This window comes from Pedococcus sp. P1_H8 (assembly GCF_056405175.1).
This window is the reverse complement of the sequence record NZ_JBFUCP010000007.1, coordinates 39537-58480: the sequence shown is the minus strand read 5'-3', so window position 1 is coordinate 58480 and position 18944 is coordinate 39537. Positions and strand designations below refer to the sequence as shown.

The window sequence follows — 18944 nt, the reverse complement described above, 5'->3', positions numbered from 1 at the left end:
CTTAGCGGTCCCCAGAGCTGGTGAGTCGCATCGGTCAGCCAGCGCCGCCCAGCCGGAGCTGCCGTCAGATCGCGGCGCTCTCGTGGCTGTAGCGGGTCACGGCGGGGTTGGCCGCCTTCACGGCCTCGAGCCGGCGGTAGCCCTCACCCTGCGCGGGACGCGGGTCGGCCTCGCCCTTGTTGGGCCACAGCGACATCGCGCGCTCGGCCTGCGCCGTGATGGTCAGCGACGGGTTGACCCCGAGGTTCGCCGACACCGCCGAGCCGTCGACGACGTGCAGGTCGGGGTAGCCCCAGACCCGGTGGTAGCCGTCGATCACGCCACGCTCCGGGCTGGAGCCGATCGTCACGCCTCCGAGGAAGTGCGCGGTCAGCGGGATGTTGACGATCTCGCCGAGGCTGCTGCCGGGGAAGGCGCGCAACCCGCTGGCCTCGCTGAGCCGGACGGCGATCGCCTTCATCGCCTCCTGTCCGGCCGGGATGTAGGTCGGGTTGGGCTCACCGTGTCCCTGGCGGGAGGTCAGCCCCCGGCCGCCGAAGGGCCTCGAGGTGCCGTTGACGTGCAGCGAGTTGTCGCGGGTCTGCATGATCAGGCCAATGACCGTCCGCTCGCTCCAGCGGTACTGCGACAGCGACCTCAGGAACGTCACGGGATGCCTGACCACCTCGACGACGAACTGGACGGGCCGCGGCAGCTGCCCTCCCGGGACGAGCACCGTCGCCATCAGTCCCATCGCGTTGGAGCCCCTGCCATAGCGCACGTTCTCGACGTGCGTGTCTGCAGCCGGGTGGAACGACGACGTGATGGCCACCCCCTTGGACAAGTCCATCCCCGGCTTGACCTTCGTCATCATCACCCCGTTGACGGCCTCGGAGTTCGTCCGCGTCAGCTGCCCCAGCCGGCCGGACAGCCGCGGCAGCACTCCGGTCTGCCGCATGGCGTGCAGGAGCTTCTGGGTGCCCCACGTGCCACCGGCGAGGACCACCTGGTCCGCAGTGACGGTATGCCGCGCCCGCCGGACCCACGCGCCGCTCGCCTCGTGCGTCACGGCATACCCGCCTCCGCGGCGCGGTGCCACGCGGACGACGGTGCGCATCGGCTCGATGGTGACCCCGAGCCGCTCCGCGAGGGCGAGGTAGTTCTTGACCAGGGTGTTCTTGGCGCCGACGCGGCAGCCGACCATGCAGTTGCCGCACTCCGTGCACCCCGTGCGATCTGGTCCCGCGCCGCCGAAGTAGGGATCGGGGACGCGCTTGCCGGGCATGCCGTAGAAGACTCCGGTGGGCGTCTTGCGGAAGGTGTCCTCGACGCCCATGTCGCGGGCGGCCAGCCGCATCACGTCGTCGACGACGCCGTGGCACGGGGTGGTGACCACGCCCAGCATCGTCGAGGCCAGGTCGTAGTGGGGCGCGAGCTCGGTCTCCCAGTCGGTGAGGTCGCTCCACTGCTGGTCGGCGAAGAACGACGCCGGCGGGACATAGAGCGTGTTCGCATAGTTCAGGGAGCCGCCACCGACACCGGCGCCGGCCAGGACCATCACGTCCGGCAGTCGGTGGATCCGTTGCACCCCGAAGCATTTCAGCTTGGGCGCCCACAGGTACTTGCGCACGTCCCACGACGTCTTGGCGAAGTCCTCGTCACGGAACCGCCGGCCCGACTCGATGACGTGGACCCGGTAGCCCTTCTCTGCCAGTCGCAGCGCGGCGACAGAGCCACCGAAGCCCGACCCGACGACCACGACGTCGTAGTCGCTGCCCGGCGCGCTCGGGGTCATCGACGACCCCGCCTCATCGACGACCATGCCTCATCGACGACCCAGGGCCTTGAGCACCGTGAGCGCACTCGTCATCAGTCGGGCGTAGGTCTCCTCGCCCATGCCGCCGACCGGTGCGATCGGCAGGACGTACTGCGCCGTGACGTTCTGCGACTCGGTGTACTTCAGGATGCCCTCGCTGCCGTGACGGCGACCCACGCCCGACTGCTTCATCCCACCCATCGGGGACGCGATGCTCCCCCACGCGACGGCATACCCCTCGTTGATGTTGACGGTGCCGGTCTGGATCGCCGTCGCGATGCGGCGTCCGCGCGCCACGTCGCGGGTGAAGACCGCGGCGTTGAGGCCGTAGTCGGTGTCGTTGGCGAGCCGGATCGCCTCCTCGTCACTGTGCACGCGGTAGATCGACACGACGGGGCCGAACGTCTCGTCGTCGCGCAGCTGCATCGCGGCGGTGACGCCCTCGATCACGGTGGGCTCGTAGAAGTACGGACCCACGTCGGGGCGCGCCCGCCCGCCGGTGAGCACGCGGGCCCCCTTGGCGCGGGCGTCGTCGACGTGGGCGGCCACTCGCTCGAGCTGCTGCGCCGAGACGAGCGAACCCATGTCGCTGCCGTAGGCCAGCTCGGCCCCCAGCCGCATCTCCTCCACGGCCGCGACGAACCTGCTGGTGAACTCGTCGGCGACCGACTCGTGCACGAGGAGTCGTTCGATGGCGATGCAGAGCTGTCCCGCTGACGAGAAGCAGGCGCGGACCGCCCCGTCCACCGCCTTGCCGAGGTCCGCGTCGTCCGCGACGTACATCGAGTTCTTGCCGCCGAGCTCGAGCGAGTAGCCGACGAGGCGGCCCGCGACGGAGGACGCGACCGCTCGACCGGTCTGCGTCGAACCGGTGTAGCAGACGTAGTCGGTGAGGTCGACGACCGCCTGCCCGACGGTGGGGCCGTCGCCGAGGACGACCTGCAGCACCGACTCGGGCAGCCCCGCCTCGGTCAGTAGCTGCACGGCCTGGAGCGCCGTGAGCGACGCCTGCTGGTCGGGGCGCAGGACGACCGCGTTGCCGGCCATGAGCGCGGGGATCGCGTCGGTGATCGCGAGCGACAGCGGGTAGTTCCACGGGCTGACGATGCCCACGACCCCCCGCGCGTGGTGGTGGACCGTGCTCTGGGTGAGCACGGGAAAGAGCCCCGCCCGGCGCCGCGGACGCAGGTATGCCGCCGCGGAGCGGGCGTAGTGCCGCGCCACGAGGGCGACGTCGGCGACCTCCTCGAACGCCTGGCGACGGGTCTTGCCCGACTCGAGCTGGACGATGTCGAGCAGCTCGACCTGACGCTCGAGGACGAGGTCGTGGTAGCGCAGGAAGATCCGCTCGCGCAGCTCCATCGGCGTGCGCGCCCACGACCGCTGCGCCGAGCGTGCGGCGTCGACCGCGACGGCGACGTCCTCACGGGTCGACACCGGCAGCGACGCCAACGGCGCCCCGGTCAGCGGCGTGTGGCTCACGAACTGGGCAGCTCGTGGGGCCGCGACCACCCGGCGAGCCAGCCGTCGGGCGAGAGCCGGGTCCACGGCATACGTCGCGGTGGGATCGGTCTCGGGGTCGGCGATCAGGTCCGGAGCCATGCACGCAGCCTAGGTCCGTGGACCCTTGGTTACCAGCAGTAAGTTGGCGACCTTGCCCACATCCGCTGTCCGCAACCTGGGCGCCGCATAGGGTGCTCAGGTTGCGGAGAAGAGCGGCGGGTGCTCAGCTCCGCTGGTAGGGGGCGACGACGACCTCGACCCGCTGGAACTCCTTGAGGTCGGAGTAGCCAGTCGTGGCCATCGCCCGGCGCAGCGCCCCGATGAGGTTGCTCTTGCCGTCGGCGGTGCGGCCGGGGCCGAAGAGGATCTGCTCCAGTGGTGCGAGGGCCCCGACCTCGACCCGCTCGCCACGCGGCAGCTCGGGGTGGTGTGCCTCGGACCCCCAGTGGTGCCCGCGACCCGGGGCATCGGTGGCGCGCGCGAGCGCAGCGCCGAGCATCACGGCGTCGGCGCCGCAGGCCACAGCCTTGACGATGTCGCCGCTGTCGCCCATGCCGCCGTCGGCGATGACGTGGACGTAGCGACCGCCGGACTCGTCGAGGTAGTCGCGACGGGCCGCGGCCACGTCGGCGATCGCGCTCGCCATCGGCGCGTGGATGCCGAGGGTGCGTCGCGTGGTGTGCGCGGCTCCCCCGCCGAAGCCCACGAGCACACCTGCGGCGCCGGTGCGCATGAGGTGCAGGGCTGCCGTGTAGGAGGCGGCCCCGCCGACGATGACGGGGACGTCGAGCTCGTAGATGAACCGCTTGAGGTTGAGCGGCTCGGCGCGGCCGGAGACGTGCTCGGCGCTGACGGTCGTGCCGCGGATGACGAACAGGTCGACCCCCGCGTCGACGACGGTCTTCCAGAACTGCTGGGTGCGCTGCGGGCTGAGGGCACCGGCTGCGGTCACTCCGGCCTCGCGGACCTGGCGCAGCCGCTCGGTGATCAGCTCCGGCTGGATCTCGGCCGAGTAGATCTCCTGCATCCGTGCGGTCGCCAGGGCGGGGTCGAGGGTGGCGATCTCGGCCAGCAGCGGGGTCGGGTCGTCATAGCGGGTCCAGAGGCCCTCGAGGTCGAGCACCGGCAGACCGCCCAGCTTGCCGAGCGCGATGGCAGAGTCGGGGGACATCACCGAGTCCATCGGCGCCGCGATGACCGGGATGTCGAAGTGGTAGGCATCGATCTGCCAGCCGACGGACACGTCCTCCGGGTCGCGGGTGCGCCGCGAGGGCACCACCGCGATGTCGTCGAAGGAGTAGGCCCGACGGCCGCGCTTGCCTCGGCCGATCTCGATCTCAGTCACCGCGCAAGGCTATCGGGCGCCCAGACCCGTGCGCGCTTGACGTCCCGTCGCCGAGTGAGGGGGCGGCCGGCGACGGGACGCCCTTTATCGTCACAGCGACCGTGGCCGGCCGGTTGCAACGACGTATCTGGCGATCCCCCTGCTCGAAACGCGGAAGCGCTCGTGTCGTCACCCTAGGTTGCCCGCGCGCCCCGCGACTCACCCAGATTGCGTATGCCCGCCCCACACGGGCGGGTGAGGTGGACGCTAGGAGCGGGCTGCTGCGGAGGCGCTCACCAGGCCGTGACCGAAGAAGGAGGTCCAGCCGTCAGAGCCGCCGTAGCACCTGAGCCGTTCGTCGGCGGGCCCGAGCGGCTGCCAGTCCGCGGGGCAGGCCATCGTCGTCGCGCCACGCTCCAGCGCTGCCTTGACGGCGCTGGGCGACCAGCCCGGGTGGCGCTGGACGATCAGCGCCGCGACGCCCGTCGCGTGCGGAGCGGCCATGGAGGTGCCGTTGAGGTACACGTAGGTCGCCCCGTTGTCGATGACCGTGATCCCGGGGAAGACCGCCTCGAGCGGGTCGAACCCCGCCCAGATGTCGCTGTCCGGGGGCACGGCACCCAGGATCGCGTCCTGGACGGTTCCGGTGGCCGAGAAGTAGTCGCCACCCGGCGCCGCGACGTCGCCGCCCACGCTGGAGTAGTCCGCGATGTTCCTCGTGTAGCCGGGGTAGCCGACCGGGCCGGTGGCCGAGACCGTCACGGCGCCAGGCAGCTCAGCCGGCAACACCCGGCAGCTGTTGTGAACCACCCGCTCGATGGGGGTGTCGTCGGGCCCGTCGGGAGAGATGGCGTCCAGGACCGGGTGCCTGAGGTCAGCCTGCTCGTTCCCGTTCGAGGCCACGATGAGCACGCCGCGCTGGCGGGCGTACTGCGCGGCCGAGGCGATGTCGGCCGCGAACGCCCGCTGCTGGGCGTCGTTCCCGCAGTAGTAGAGGTAGGGGTCGGCGAACAGGCTCAGGTTCACCACGTCGAGCTGCCGGTCCCCCGCGGCACGCAGGGCATCGGCGACGGCGTAGGCGAAGCAGTAGCCCGGCATCGTGCAGGCCTTGAGCGCGACGACGGTGGCCTTGGGCGCGATCCCGGCGATGCCGATGCCGTTGACCGGGGCCGCGATCTCGGAAGCCACGTGCGTGCCGTGGCCCGAACGGTCATAGACAGCGGTCTTGTTGGTGCAGTCGCCGTTGCCGGCCTCGGCGGCTTCCGCAAGCCCCGCGAGGATGGCGGGGTCGTCGCTGCGGATGAACGAGCAGGACGAGGCGAGGTCCAGGTTGGGCGTGATGTCCGGGTGGCGGAAGTCGATCCCCGAGTCGATGATGCCGACGCGAACGCCGGAGCCGTCCGCCAGCGCCCGGGTCGCGTCGTTGGCACCGATCAGGGCCATGTCCCACTGGCAGGCGGCCAACGGTTCACTGCTGGGAGCTGCGAACACGCCGTCCCACAGGTCGTGGCAGATCGCGGTCAGCTCACCCGTCGTGGCGGCTTGGGTGCGCTGGGTGGCCCCCACCGCGGTGCCGGTCAGAGCGGTCGTGGCGAGGGCGACCGCGGAGAGTGCGGTCAGGAGTCGCCGGTGGGATGTGCGCATGGTCCACCTCCGGGCCCGGTGCCCTCGCGCGKCGAGGGCACGACCACGCTAGGACGACCCCCCTGCACACGGATCGACCAGAACGCGTAGGAGACGTGTGCCGGGTGGCCACCACCCGGCATACCTCGGCTTGCTGGCTCGGCTGGGTCAGCGCCCGCTGTAGTTGGGGGCCTCGACGGTCATCTGGATGTCGTGGGGGTGGCTCTCCTTGAGGCCCGCCGAGGTGATGCGGACGAACCTGCCCCGCGCCTGGAGCTCGGGGACGGTGTGCGCACCGACGTAGAACATCGACTGGTGGAGGCCGCCGACGAGCTGGTGGACGACACCGGACACCGGGCCGCGGTAGGCCACCTGGCCCTCGATGCCCTCGGGGACGATCTTGTCGTCGCTGGTGACGTCGGCCTGGAAGTAGCGGTCCTTGGAGTAGGACTTCTTGCCGCGCGACGACATCGCGCCGAGCGAACCCATCCCGCGGTAGGACTTGAACTGCTTGCCGTTGACGAAGATCAGCTCACCGGGGCTCTCCTCGCACCCGGCCAGCAGAGAACCCAGCATGACCGTGTCGGCGCCGGCGACGAGCGCCTTGGCGATGTCGCCGGAGTACTGCAGGCCACCGTCGCCGATGACCGGCACCCCCGCGCGGCGACAGGCCAGCGACGCGTCGTGGATGGCCGTCACCTGCGGCACGCCCACCCCGGCGACGACGCGCGTGGTGCAGATCGAACCGGGACCGACGCCGACCTTGACCGCGTCGACGCCCGCGTCCACAAGCGCCTGGGCACCCGCGCGCGTGGCGACGTTGCCGCCGATGGCCTGGACGTGTGCAGTGGCGGGGTCGGCCTTGAGCCGGCGGATCATGTCGAGCAGGAGGCGGGCGTGCCCGTGTGCGGTGTCGACGACGAGCACGTCGACCCCGGCCTCCATGAGGGTGGTCGCCCGCTCCCACGAGTCGCCGAAGTAGCCGACGGCGGCCCCGACCATGAGGCGTCCGTGGTCGTCCTTGCTGGCGTCGGGGAACTGCTCGGACTTCACGAAGTCCTTGACGGTGATCAGACCTGCGAGCCGGCCCTGGCCGTCGACGAGGGGCAGCCGCTCGCGCTTGTGCTGGCGCAGCAGGGCGGTGGCGTCCTCGCGGGAGATGCCGACCGCGCCCGTCACCAGCGGCATCGGGGTCATGACGTCGCGGACCCGGGTGGTCGCCCACTCGGCGACGGGGGTGAACCGCAGGTCGCGGTTGGTGATCATGCCGAGCAGGGTGTTGTCGGGAGCCACGACGGGCAGGCCGGAGACGCGGTACTCGCCGCAGATCCGGTCCAGCTCCTCGAGGGTGGCGTCCGGACCGATCGTGATGGGGTTGCTGATCATCCCCGTCTGGGTCCGCTTCACGAGGTCGACCTGGTAGGCCTGGTCCTCGATCGAGAGGTTGCGGTGCAGCACGCCCAGGCCGCCCTGGCGGGCCATCGCGATGGCCATCCGCGACTCGGTCACGGTGTCCATCGCGCTCGAGATGAGCGGGGTGCGCAGCGAGATCTCGCGGGTGAGGCGTGCGGTGGTGTCGACCTCGGACGGGATCACGTCGGTCTCACCGGGCAGGAGCAGGACGTCGTCGTAGGTCAGGCCCAGCTTGCCGAAGGGGTCGTGCTCCTCGGGCTCGGGAGCGGACTCCGGGGCTGGGGCGGGAGCGGACTCCTGCAGGCGCCGAAGGTCATCGAGGTCCACACCAAGGCTCATTGCCCAATCGTAACGGGCGCCGACCCCACCCCCTGACCGACCTCCCGAACCGCCCGAAGACGGACTGCGCCGGCACCGTCCAGCATGCGGGACAACCCGCATCCCTCTGCGCGGCCTTGAACAAGTCCTTACGTTCCAGCCCTGTTTCCGCAGGTCACAGGGCGGTAGCGTCCGAGACGTGCGGCACCGTGCCGCAGGAAGAAGAGGGACGACATGGCTGAGTTGTCACGGCTTCCAGGACCGGTTGCCGACCTGTGGGAATGGCAGCTCGACGGTTCGTGTCGCCAGATCAACCCAGAGGTCTTCTTCCACCCCGAGGGCGAACGTGGGCCAGCCCGCCGCTCCCGCGACACCCAGGCCAAGGAAGTCTGCCTGGCCTGCCCGGTCCTCAAGCAGTGCCGGGAGCACGCGCTGCGGGTCCGCGAGCCCTACGGCGTCTGGGGCGCGATGACCGAGGACGAGCGCGAGGCGTACTACGCCGGCCACGCCGTCCCGGCCGCCAGCTGAGCGACCTACACTCGGCTGCGTGAGCAGCCCCGTCGAAGTCCCCATCCGTGACGAGTCCATCCGGCTCGGGCAGCTGCTCAAGCTCGCGGGCGTCGTCGACGACGGCGCCATGGCGCGGTCCGTCATCGAGCTCGGCGAAGTCACCGTCGACGGCGAGATCGAGGTCCGCCGCGGCGCCCAGGTGCGTCCCGGCCAGACCGTCGGGTATGCCGGTCAGCGACTGACCGTGGTCACCGACGCCTGAGCCGGTGGCTCAGTCGGCGACGACGAGCAGGGCACGCAGCATGTCGCGCGTCTGCGTGCTGACCGGCCAGGAGTCCCTCGCCTTCCAGTCGACGGTGAACCGGTCGGCGCAGACACTGCTGAGCTCGACGAGCCGGCCGTCTCCGGTCATCCCCCGCACCACGAAGAGCGAGCTGCCGGCCGTGCAGGAGCTGCCGGGGACCGCGCTCGACCCGGCCCTGGCGAGGTCGGCGTTGAGCTGGGCGAGCTGTGGTCCCCCCATGACGTTGACCCGGATGGCGCGGTACCGCGGCACCGTCGTGAGTGTGGGTCGTGGGTGAAGGCAGGCCGTGGCCTTCTCCAGGACGGTCCCCCGGGGCAGGCTCGGTGCAGCGGCGACGGGCGAGGCCGGGGGCCTGGCGAGGAGGGACGGGCACCCAAGGAAGCCGGCGCCGGTCTCTCCCGGTCCGGACCGTTCCTCCGCCGACTGCTCAGCCAGCGCGACGTAGTAGCTCGCCAGGGCCGGCCAGCCATTGCACGCGAGACCCTCGTTGGCATAGGTCGTCATGCTGCCGTCCTTGCCCTGCAACACCATCCGGAAGGCTGGTCCTTGCGGGAGGGCAGCGCACTCGACGCCACTGGTGCGTGGCTGCAGCGTCAGGGCGTCGACGGCCGGTGGCACGCTCACGGGGGCATCGGGCGGCAGCGAGCCAGCCCAGACCGAGCCCTCGTCGGTCTGGGCGCAGACCAGCACGGCCGCGACGGTCTGGCTGAGCGGCTGGCTGCGCTCGACGGGCGGTGACGGCGGTCCGAAGGAGGTCCGGCAGGCCAGCGCGACCGGTGCCGAGGGCGGCGGCGTCGGGGCCACCCCGTCCCCACCTCGCGAGACCAGCCCCCCGACCAGGGCCACCACCGCCAGGCCGGCCCCGGCGAGAGCCCACCCGCGCACACCACGCAGCCACCCGGCATACGACCTCGGAGGGTCGACGAGACCGTTGACGGAGGGGTCCTGGGGCGGCAGGGCCGCGAGGGTGGCACGCAGTCCCTCCTCGTCGAGGGCGAGGAGCGCGCCCACGGTCGCCAGAGCATGCACGCGGTGTCGGTGCACCGCGGCGACGCCGTCGTCGAGGGCGTCGGCGATCTGGGCCTCGCTCAGGCCGTCGAAGGACCACAGCACGAGCGTCGCGCGTTCGCGACGGGACAACCCGGCGAGCGCGGCGAGCACGTCCGCCTTGGTGGGAGGGGGTGAGGCGGTGCCTCGCGGCCCCACGGGTTCGGCGCGGTCGTCGTGGCCGCGACGAAGCGGCCGACGCCGCAGGTAGCCCGCCATCAACGCCCTGCGCAGCTCCGCGTCGTATGACCCGGCGCCGACCTCGGACAGGTGGTGCCACTGCGGCCAGCTCCGGGCGAGGGTGGCGCGGACGAGGGTCTCGGCACCCCGGTCGTCACCGACCAGCAGCCACGCGGTCCGCAGCAGGTCGGCGCCCCGGGCCACGACGTACTCGTCGAAGCTGGGGGGTTCGGCGAACCGATCCGCCATGGGCCACCTCGCTCTGCGCCACCCGCTCTGCGCATCGTATGCCGCCCCGACACGACGAAGGCCCGTCCCCGCTGTGGGGACGAGCCTTCGTGAGGTATGCCGGGTGACTCAGTGACCGTGGCCGTGACCGTGGCCGCCGGCGGACTGGCCGTCCTCGTCTTCCTTCTTCTCCACGACGAGCGTGTCGGTGGTGAGCACCATCGACGCGATCGAGGCGGCGTTGACGAGCGCGGAGCGGGTGACCTTGACCGGGTCGATGACCCCGGCCTTGATCAGGTCGCCGTACTCACCGGTCGCGGCGTTGAGGCCGTTGCCCGGGGTGAGCTCGCGCACCTTGGAGACGGCGACGTAGCCCTCCATGCCGGCGTTCTCGGCAATCCAGCGCAGCGGCTCGGCCGAGGCCTTCTTGACGATGAGCGCACCCGTCGCCTCGTCGCCCTCGAGGTCGAGGTCGTCGATGACGGTGGAGGCGTGGACGAGGGCCGAGCCGCCACCGGCGACGATGCCCTCCTCGATGGCCGCGCGGGTCGCCGAGATGGCGTCCTCGATGCGGTGCTTCTTCTCCTTGAGCTCCACCTCGGTGTGGGCACCCACCTTGATGACGCAGACGCCACCGGCGAGCTTGGCGAGGCGCTCCTGGAGCTTCTCGCGGTCCCAGTCGGAGTCGGTGCGCTCGATCTCGGCCTTGAGCTGGTTGACCCGGCCGGTGACGTCGTCGGAGTTGCCGGCGCCGTCGATGATCGTGGTGGTGTCCTTGGTGACGACGACGCGGCGGGCCTGGCCCAGCACGTCGAGGTCGGCCTGGTCGAGCTTGAGGCCGACCTCCTCGGAGATGACCTGGCCACCGGTGAGGGTCGCCATGTCCTGCAGCATCGCCTTGCGACGGTCGCCGAAGCCCGGCGCCTTGACCGCAACCACGTTGAACGTGCCGCGGATCTTGTTGACCACCAGGGTCGACAGCGCTTCGCCGTCGATGTCCTCGGCGATGATCAGCAGCGGCTTGCCGGTCTTGACGACCTTCTCCAGCACCGGCAGGACGTCGGCGATCGCCGAGATCTTGCCCTGGTTGATGAGGATGTAGGCGTCCTCGACCACGGCCTCCATGCGCTCTGCGTCGGAGACGAAGTAGGGCGAGATGTAGCCCTTGTCGAACTGCATGCCCTCGGTGAACTCGAGCTCGGTGGTCGCCGTCGACGACTCCTCGACGGTGATGACACCGTCCTTGCCGACCTTGTCGAAGGCCTCGGCGATGGTCGACCCGATCGTCTCGTCCTGGGCGGACAGCGCGGCGACCTGGGCGATCTCTTCCTTGCCCTCGATCTCGCGAGCGGTCTCGAGCAGCTTGGCGCTGACGGCCTGGACCGCCGCGTCGATGCCGCGCTTCAGGCTGGCCGGGGCGGCACCTGCGGCAACGTTGCGCAGGCCCTCCTTGACCATGGCCTGGGCGAGCACGGTGGCCGTCGTGGTGCCGTCACCCGCGATGTCGTTCGTCTTGGTGGCGACCTCCTTCGCGAGCTGGGCACCGAGGTTCTCGTAGGGGTCCTCGAGCTCGATCTCACGGGCGATGGTCACGCCGTCGTTGGTGATCGTCGGGGCGCCCCACTTCTTGTCGATGACGACGTTGCGGCCCTTCGGGCCGAGCGTCACCTTGACCGCGTTCGCGAGCGCGTCAACGCCGCGCTCCAGCGACTTGCGGGCGGAGTCGTTGAACTCCAGCGTCTTAGCCATGAAAGTCCTTCTCTAGCAATCGGATTCAGGGGGATTGAAGGCAACGTGCCCTGTATGCCGGCAGGCCGGCATACAGGGCACGTCACTCACGCGGTGCGGATGCTCAGCCGACGATGGCGAGGATGTCGCGGGCGGAGAGGATGAGGTACTCCTCGCCGCCGTGCTTGATCTCGGTGCCGCCGTACTTGCTGTAGATGACCCGGTCGCCGACGGTGACGTCGAGCGGGACGCGGTTGCCGTTGTCGTCGATCCGGCCGGGACCGATCGCGAGGACCTCGCCCTCCTGGGGCTTCTCCTTCGCGGTGTCCGGGATGACGAGGCCAGACGCGGTGGTCTGCTCGGCCTCGACGGACTTGACGACGATGCGGTCTTCGAGCGGCTTGATGGAAACCGACACGATGATGACCTCCCCTTCGGGAATGTCGAAGATGGACAGGTGGATGGTGCAGGTCGTGCTGTGGTGCTGGGTGCAACTGTGCTTTTGGTGGAGCAGTCACGGCCTGGCGGTCGCCGTCGCGGGGATCGACCGACTGGCTGCGTTAGCACTCGGCGAACCGGAGTGCCAACGCAAATCTAGGCTCGCGGTTAGCACTCGGTCAACTCGAGTGCCAGAGTTTGTCGGCGCGTTCGCCACCAGCGGACGAGGGAGGGGTGGGAGACCGACAAACCAGTTGCCGGGCGGGTGCTGCGGGCGGCAGGGTCAGGCAGGTGACCGACGCCCCCGAGACCTCCGCCGAAACCTCCCCCGAAGTCTCCCCCGAAACCTCCCGCGACATCTGCGCCGCGCTCCTTCGAGCGTACGACGAGCAGCTGCGCGAGGAGAGGGAGGTGCCCTCGTCGTTGGCCACCGCCCGGCTCGGTCCGCTCGTGCTCGCGACGTTCATGGGCGGGCATGGCTTCATCACCTACCGCACCCTCGACACCGACGCCGGACCGGCCACCGGGGACTCGGTCGCCCAGCTCGTGGAGCAGGCCCTCGCGCACTACGAGGCGATGCCCGAGATCACCGCGGTCGAGTGGAAGTCACGAGGCCACGACCGCGCCCCCGGCCTCCACGAGGCTCTCGTCGCTCACGGTTTCACCCCCGACGAGCCGGAGTCGATCATGATCGGCGAGGCCCGGCTGCTCGCCGTCGACGTCGAGCTGCCGGCAGGCGTCGCCATCCGACGGGTGACCGAGGAGGGCGACATCCGGGCCATGTGCGCCATGCAGGCCGAGGTGTTCGGCGACGACGAGGACGAGGCCAGGGACCATGCGGACCAGATCCTGCACCGGCTGCGGACCCGCGACGACATGGAGATGTGGGTGGCCGAGCACGACGGCCAGATCGTCAGCGCCGGTCGTCTCGAGCCCGTCGCCGGCACCGAGTTCGCCGGCATCTGGGGCGGCGCGACGCGACCCGAGTTCCGCGGGCGGGGGATCTACCGTGCCCTGACCGCTGCCCGGGCACGCTCGGCCATCCGCCACGGCAAGCGCTACATCAACAGCGACTCGACCGAGTTCTCCAGGCCGATCCTCGAGCGCTCCGGATTCCTCAAGGTCTCCACGACCACGCCCTACGAATGGCGCCGGCGCTGACTCATGCAAAAGGCGAGTTAGCGCCGCGGACGGGCGGCGCTAACTCGCCTTTTGCATGGATTGGCGCCGCCGCGGGTGGCACGGTCAGCACTGTGCGTACGACAGAATGCCCGGCATGGATCTGGCCCTGCTGCGACGGCTGACCACCGGCGAGGGCTGGGGTCTGCTGCAGTCCCTCCCGCCCTACGACGAGGCGGCCGCCCTGGCCCTGCAGCACCGGTTGCGGGCAGCCGGGTTCGACCCTGACCTCGTCGCGGCCGCCCTCAACCAGGCCCGGCTCCGTGCCAAGGCCCACGACAAGTTTGGCGAGTTCGCCCGCGGCATGGTGCTCACCTCCGACGGGCTCGAACAGGCGACCCGGCTGGCGGTGGCCGCCCAGCACGCCCAGCGCTACCGGGCCGCGGGCATCCACACGGTGCACGACCTCGGCTGCGGCATCGGTTCGGACGCCATGGCGATGGCGGGGCTCGACCTGCGGGTCAGGGCCATCGACGCCGACGAGGTCACCGCGGGGATCGCGGCGGTGAACCTGCGGCACTGGCCGGACTCCACGGCATACCAAGGGCTGGTGGAGGAGTTCACCGCGCCCTCTGGTGAGGGCGCGCGCGGGGTGGGGGCGTGGCTCGACCCGGCAAGGCGCACGCCCGGCGTGGCCGACGTGAGCGGCCGCACCCGGAGGATCTTCAACCTCGCCGAGATCTCGCCCTCCTGGACCAGCGTCCAGAAGGTCGCCCGCGCGCTGCCGGCGACCGGGGCCAAGCTCAGCCCTGCCTTCCCGCACGCGGCACTTCCCGTGGGCGCCGAGGCGCAGTGGACGTCGTGGGAGGGCGACGTCGTCGAGTGCGTCGTCTGGTGGGGACCGCTGGTGCGGACGGCTGGGCGCACCGCGGCCCTCCTGCGCGCCTCCGGACCCGCCGTGGTCGTGACCGAGGCAGACGGGGACGGCAGCACTCCCCCGCTGCAGAACCTCGCCGCCGTGGGCGGCTGGCTCTACGAACCCGACAAGGCGGTGCTTCGGGCCGGTCTCGTGGGAGCGCTGACGGCCGCGACCGACGGTGCCGAGCTGGACGCGGGGGTCGGCTACGTCGGGTCGAGCCGGTCCGTCGACGTCCCCTTCGCCAAGCGGTATGCCGTGGTGGAGGCGATGCCCTTCAACGTCAAGGCGCTGCGTGGCTGGCTCCGCGACCACGGCATCGACCGGCTGACCATCAAGAAGCGCGGCGTCAGCGTCGACGCGGACCTGCTGCGTCGCCAGCTGAGACTGCCCGCCAAGGGGCACAACGAGGCGATCGTGATCCTGACGAGGGTGCGCAGCAACCAGGTGGCGATCATCGTCCGACCCGCCTGACGGTTCGATGTCAACGCGCCGGGGATCGCCGGCGCGTTGCGATCGAACGGGGGCGTATCCGGCGAGTCAACTGGAGGCAACTGAACGCACTCCCGGCCAAGCGGTGCCCGAACACGCCGGGAGTTGGCCCTGCGCCGTTACCATCTCGTATCCTCGGCGGCGATGCCTTCCCCTCACACCACCGGCTCCGGCCGCCACCGCGCCACCAGGACTCGCCGCACGGCGATCCTGTCGGGCCTGTGGCGACGCCCCAGCCACCGGTCTGCGCTCAAGGGTCTCGGCGTGGCCGCCTCAGCCCTCGGCGTCGCCACCGCCTTCGCGGCCCCGGCCGCCATCCCGGCCCTCGAGCTGACGTCGGCCCAGGTTCGACCCCCGGTCGAGGCGCGAGCCGAGGCCGTGTCCGCACCGGCCAGGGTCACTCGCTACGGCGTCATCGGGTTCACCGCGCAGGCCGACCCGGCCGCGAGCCCCAAGGCCAGCACGCCGGCGGCGCCGGCCCGCACCAGCTCCGCCGTCTCGCGCAACACCTCGCGCGCGGGCCTGTCCAACGTCGGCGGCATGACGCCCAACGCGATCGCCGTCATCAACGCGGTGAAGCAGCAGTTCCCCGCCTTCGACGGGCAGTTCGGCGGTTACCGTGCGGGCGACCCGGGAGACCACGGCACCGGTCACGCCGTCGACATCATGTGCAGCACGACCGAGGGCAACGAGATCGCCAGCTTCCTGCAGGCCAACGCCGGAGCGCTGAACATCAAGTACCTCATCTGGCGTCAGCGCATCTGGTACCCCGGCGGCCCATGGCAGGGCATGGCTGACCGTGGCAGCCCCACGGCCAACCACTACGACCACGTGCACGTCTCGGTCCTCTAGGACAGTTCCGGGTCCCGCTGCGCACCGCGGTGCTGCACCGCCGCCGCTCCCGCCTCACTCGCCGCCCTGACCGCCTCCTCGCGGGTGGCACCGCGGGCCAGGGCCGCCGCCAGCGCCCCACAGAACGCGTCGCCGGCACCGGTGGTGTCCACGACGTCCGCCTCGTCCACGGGTATGCCGTCGGACCGCTCCCCGTCCCAGCTGCACCCGGCTGCGCCGAAGGTCACCAGCACCGAGGTGGGCGCGGCATCGCTGTCGGCCAGCTGGAGGGCCTCGTGCTCGTTGACGACGAGCGGGTCGGCGAGGGCCACGACATCGCGCGGCAGGGCGGCATACGGTGCGGCGTTGACGACCACGCGCGCCCCGCGCCCGTGGGCGGCGCGCGCGGCAGCCGCGACCGTCCGAAGGGGCACTTCGAGCTGGACCAGCAGGACGTCGCCCGGTCCGAGGTCGGCCAGGTGCTCCGGCAGGTCGTCGGCGGTGACATGGGCATTGGCGCCGGGGATCACGACGATGGAGTTCTCGCCCCCGTCGTCGACGGTGATCCAGGCCTGGCCGGTGGGACTGGCCTCGACGATGCGGACTCCGGAGACGTCGATGCCGCGGGACGAGAGCCGGCGCAGGTAGGCCCGGCCTGCCTCGTCCGACCCGACCGCCCCGACCAGCCGCACGAGCGCGCCGGCTGCGGCGGCTGCGACGGCCTGGTTCCCGCCCTTGCCCCCCGCGTACCGGTGCAGTGGGCCGTCGGCGAGGACGGTCTCGCCGGGACTGGGGTGCCGCTCGACCGCGGCGACGAGGTCGGCGTTGAGCGAGCCGAGGACGACCACGAGCCCCATCAGCGCATCCCCCCGCTGACGGTGTCGAGCCACAGGGTCGCGTAGCGCTGGGCGTCCACCTCGAGGCAGACGTCGAGGGTGGACCGGGCCGGGCCGTGCGGGTCGTGGGCCAGACCTCCGGACCAGTCCCGTGAGTCGACGATCGTGCGCCCCCGAGACCAGGTGCCGGCGAGCTCGACGCGCACCGGGAGCCGCTCGCGGCGCACCCCGGCAGGTTCCAGGACGGCGCAGACGGCCCCGGCGTCACCGATCGTCGCGTCCGCGGACCCGAACCGCTCGCACTGGAACTCGATGAGGCGCCCGGCCAGCTCTGCCGCGTCGTGACCGCCCGGTGCCGCCAGGGTGCGAGCGGTCTCGAGGGTGATCCGCGGCGCGTAGAAGACATCCAGGCCGTACATCGTGACCGGGATGTCGAGCTCGGCACAGGCATCGAGCACCACCGCAGCGGCCTCCGGGTCGTGGAAGACGTTGAACTCGGCGGAGGCCGTCGCATTGCCGACCTGGACCGCCCCGCCCATGAAGACGATCTCGCGAATTCCCTTGGCAACACTGGGATAAGTGCGCAGGAGGAGGGCGATGTTGGTGAGCGGTCCGAGTGGGACGAGCGTGACCCGGTGGGCGTCGTCGGTGTGGCCGGCAGCCTCCAGGAGCACGTCACGGAGCAGCTCGACTGCATGGCGTGAGTCGGCGCGGCGTTCGGACCTGGCCCAGTCGAGGTCGCCCATCCCGTCCTGGCCGTGCACGTGCCTGGCGTCGACCGGGTCCTCCAGCAACGGGCGTTCGGCACCCCTGGCCACCGGGATGTCGGGGCGCCCGGCCGCGTCGAGCACCGTGAGGGTGTTGGCCACGACGGCGTCCACCGCCGCATTGCCCCCCACGCACGTCACGGCACGCAGGTCGAGCGCCGGATGCAGGGCTGCGAGCAGCAGTGCGCAGGCGTCGTCGACCCCGGTGTCGACGTCCAGGACGACAGGAATGGCCATGTGGCGATCCTGCCAGAGGCGGGTTGGTGGCGGTCCGGTGCGGGGTTTCGTCGCGGCCGCGGAGGCGGGGTAGGTTCCGTGCGTGACTGCTCATCCGGCGCGCCACGCCCGCCTCCTCCTGGTCGGCCTGGCGGTCGCGGCGCTCCTGGCGAGCGCAGGCTGCAACACCGGAGGCCCAGCAGGGTCCACCGGTTCGACCGGCTCCCCCGGGTCCACTGGGTCCGGCGGGTCCTCAGCCGGATCGGGCACGAGCTCGACCTCATCGAGCTCCTCGAGCACGTCCACCCCTGCCCCCACCTGTGGCGAGCAGCTCGCGGCGGCGATGACCGCGGCCCAACGGGCCGGTCAGCTGCTCATGGTCGGGCTCCAGCCGACCGGCAGCTCCCGCGCGCTCGCCGCCCAGATCAAGAGGCAGCGGCTGGGCGGGGTGATCTACCTCGGTGGATGGTCCGGCGGGGCCGAATCCATGGCCACCATCTCCACGCGACTGCGGACTGCTGCCGCGCACGGGCTGTTGGTGGCCGCCGACCAGGAGGGTGGGCAGGTCCAACAGCTGCGCGGTCCCGGGTTCACCCGGATGCCTTCGGCCCGCACCCAAGCCACCTCCAGCGTTGCCCGCGAGGAGCAGAACGTCGAGGAGTGGTCCCGCGAGCTCGCGGCCGCCGGCGTGAACGTCAACCTGGCGCCGGTGGCGGACACCGTGCCCTCGTCGCTGGGCGCAGCCAACCAGCCGATCGGACGCTACCGCCGCGACTTCGCCCCCGGTTCGCCGACCACCAACGCGACGTATGCCGCGGCCTTCGTCCGCGGGACCCTCGCCGCCGGCATCGCGCCGACCCTCAAGCACTTCCCCGGACTGGGTCGCGTCACCGGCAACACCGACGTGACGAGCAGTGGCGTCACCGACCACACGACCGACGCCGACGATCCCTACCTCGCCCCGTTCGCGGCAGGGATCGCCGCCCACGCGCCGATCGTCATGGTCTCCTCGGCTCGATACCCCAGGCTGGACCCTGACAACGCGGCGATGTTCTCCAAGGCCGTGGTCACGGGACTGCTGCGCGACACGATGGGCTTCACGGGCGTCGTGATCACTGACGACGTGGGTGCCGCCAAGGCGGTGTCTGCGGTCCCCGTGGGCCAACGCGCCACCCGGTTCATCGCGGCCGGTGGCGACATCGTCCTGACCGCCAGGGCCTCGCAGGCACCCGCCATGCTCAGGGCGATTGCCGCCAAGCGGGCTGCCAGCCCGACCTTCGCGGCCCAGGTGGATGCCGCGGCGGCGAGAGTGCTCGACCTGAAGGCCGACCTCGGCCTCGTGAAGTGCAGCTGAGC

General features: G+C 71.2%; 16 protein-coding genes. 6 read left to right on the top strand and 10 right to left on the bottom strand.

Features of this window, described 5'->3' with window-relative positions:
• Nucleotides 1-64 precede the first annotated feature (64 nt).
• From AC1DYG_RS11365 to guaB, 5 genes are all read right to left on the bottom strand, one after another.
• Nucleotides 65-1801: a GMC oxidoreductase gene (locus AC1DYG_RS11365; RefSeq protein WP_477639971.1), complete on the bottom strand. Its 1737-nt coding sequence runs from the start codon at nt 1799-1801 to the stop codon at nt 65-67.
• Between the two features lie 3 nt (nt 1802-1804).
• On the bottom strand, nt 1805-3397 hold the full coding sequence (locus AC1DYG_RS11360) for a succinic semialdehyde dehydrogenase (protein ID WP_477639970.1): 1593 nt from the start codon (nt 3395-3397) through the stop codon (nt 1805-1807).
• Between the two features lie 124 nt (nt 3398-3521).
• Nucleotides 3522-4643 carry a GuaB3 family IMP dehydrogenase-related protein gene (locus AC1DYG_RS11355; protein WP_477639969.1) on the bottom strand — a complete coding sequence of 374 codons (1122 nt, stop codon included), beginning with the start codon at nt 4641-4643 and terminating at the stop codon, nt 3522-3524.
• Between the two features lie 246 nt (nt 4644-4889).
• Nucleotides 4890-6266 (bottom strand): S8 family peptidase, encoded by a 1377-nt coding sequence (locus AC1DYG_RS11350; protein ID WP_477639968.1) that lies wholly within the window; start codon nt 6264-6266, stop codon nt 4890-4892.
• Nucleotides 6267-6413: 147 nt separating this feature from the next.
• Nucleotides 6414-7997 (bottom strand): IMP dehydrogenase, encoded by a 1584-nt coding sequence (gene guaB / locus AC1DYG_RS11345; protein WP_477639967.1) that lies wholly within the window; start codon nt 7995-7997, stop codon nt 6414-6416.
• Nucleotides 7998-8210: 213 nt separating this feature from the next.
• On the opposite strand from guaB, the gene AC1DYG_RS11340 reads away from it, so the two are divergent.
• Together AC1DYG_RS11340 and AC1DYG_RS11335 are read left to right on the top strand one after the other, a co-directional pair.
• Entirely contained in the window at nt 8211-8504 is a 294-nt protein-coding gene (locus AC1DYG_RS11340) for a WhiB family transcriptional regulator (protein WP_477614773.1), read from the top strand.
• A gap of 19 nt (nt 8505-8523) precedes the next feature.
• Complete coding sequence (locus AC1DYG_RS11335) at nt 8524-8748, top strand: RNA-binding S4 domain-containing protein (protein WP_477639966.1); 225 nt, start codon at nt 8524-8526, stop codon at nt 8746-8748.
• Between the two features lie 9 nt (nt 8749-8757).
• Here AC1DYG_RS11335 and AC1DYG_RS11330 read toward each other — a convergent pair whose 3' ends face one another.
• The 3 genes from AC1DYG_RS11330 to groES form a co-directional block, all read right to left on the bottom strand.
• Nucleotides 8758-10266: an RNA polymerase sigma factor gene (locus tag AC1DYG_RS11330; RefSeq protein WP_477639965.1), complete on the bottom strand. Its 1509-nt coding sequence runs from the start codon at nt 10264-10266 to the stop codon at nt 8758-8760.
• A 108-nt stretch (nt 10267-10374) separates the two neighbouring features.
• Nucleotides 10375-11994 (bottom strand): chaperonin GroEL, encoded by a 1620-nt coding sequence (groL, locus tag AC1DYG_RS11325; RefSeq protein ID WP_477639964.1) that lies wholly within the window; start codon nt 11992-11994, stop codon nt 10375-10377.
• Between the two features lie 103 nt (nt 11995-12097).
• Nucleotides 12098-12391 (bottom strand): co-chaperone GroES, encoded by a 294-nt coding sequence (gene groES, locus AC1DYG_RS11320; RefSeq protein WP_056916628.1) that lies wholly within the window; start codon nt 12389-12391, stop codon nt 12098-12100.
• A gap of 377 nt (nt 12392-12768) precedes the next feature.
• Here groES and AC1DYG_RS11315 point away from each other — a divergent pair, with 377 nt between their 5' ends.
• The 3 genes from AC1DYG_RS11315 (at nt 12769) to AC1DYG_RS11305 (ending at nt 15790) form a co-directional block, all read left to right on the top strand.
• Complete coding sequence (locus AC1DYG_RS11315; protein ID WP_477640264.1) at nt 12769-13572, top strand: GNAT family N-acetyltransferase; 804 nt, start codon at nt 12769-12771, stop codon at nt 13570-13572.
• Between the two features lie 115 nt (nt 13573-13687).
• Nucleotides 13688-14920, top strand: coding sequence for a class I SAM-dependent methyltransferase (locus AC1DYG_RS11310; protein WP_477639963.1), 1233 nt, complete (start codon nt 13688-13690; stop codon nt 14918-14920).
• Between the two features lie 162 nt (nt 14921-15082).
• Nucleotides 15083-15790 (top strand): VldE C-terminal domain-containing protein, encoded by a 708-nt coding sequence (locus AC1DYG_RS11305; RefSeq protein WP_477639962.1) that lies wholly within the window; start codon nt 15083-15085, stop codon nt 15788-15790.
• Here AC1DYG_RS11305 and AC1DYG_RS11300 read toward each other — a convergent pair.
• Together AC1DYG_RS11300 and AC1DYG_RS11295 are read right to left on the bottom strand one after the other, a co-directional pair.
• The gene (locus tag AC1DYG_RS11300; RefSeq protein WP_477639961.1) at nt 15787-16626 is read right to left on the bottom strand and encodes a ribokinase; all 840 of its coding nucleotides are present in this window, start codon (nt 16624-16626) and stop codon (nt 15787-15789) included. The two genes, AC1DYG_RS11305 and AC1DYG_RS11300, sit on opposite strands and share 4 nt — an antisense overlap.
• Nucleotides 16626-17609 carry a nucleoside hydrolase gene (locus tag AC1DYG_RS11295; RefSeq protein WP_477639960.1) on the bottom strand — a complete coding sequence of 328 codons (984 nt, stop codon included), beginning with the start codon at nt 17607-17609 and terminating at the stop codon, nt 16626-16628. Before AC1DYG_RS11295 ends, AC1DYG_RS11300 begins: the two co-directional genes overlap by 1 nt.
• 82 nt (nt 17610-17691) lie before the next feature.
• On the opposite strand from AC1DYG_RS11295, the gene AC1DYG_RS11290 reads away from it, so the two are divergent.
• Nucleotides 17692-18942 (top strand): glycoside hydrolase family 3 N-terminal domain-containing protein, encoded by a 1251-nt coding sequence (locus AC1DYG_RS11290; RefSeq protein WP_477639959.1) that lies wholly within the window; start codon nt 17692-17694, stop codon nt 18940-18942.
• The last annotated feature ends 2 nt before the right edge of the window (nt 18943-18944 follow it).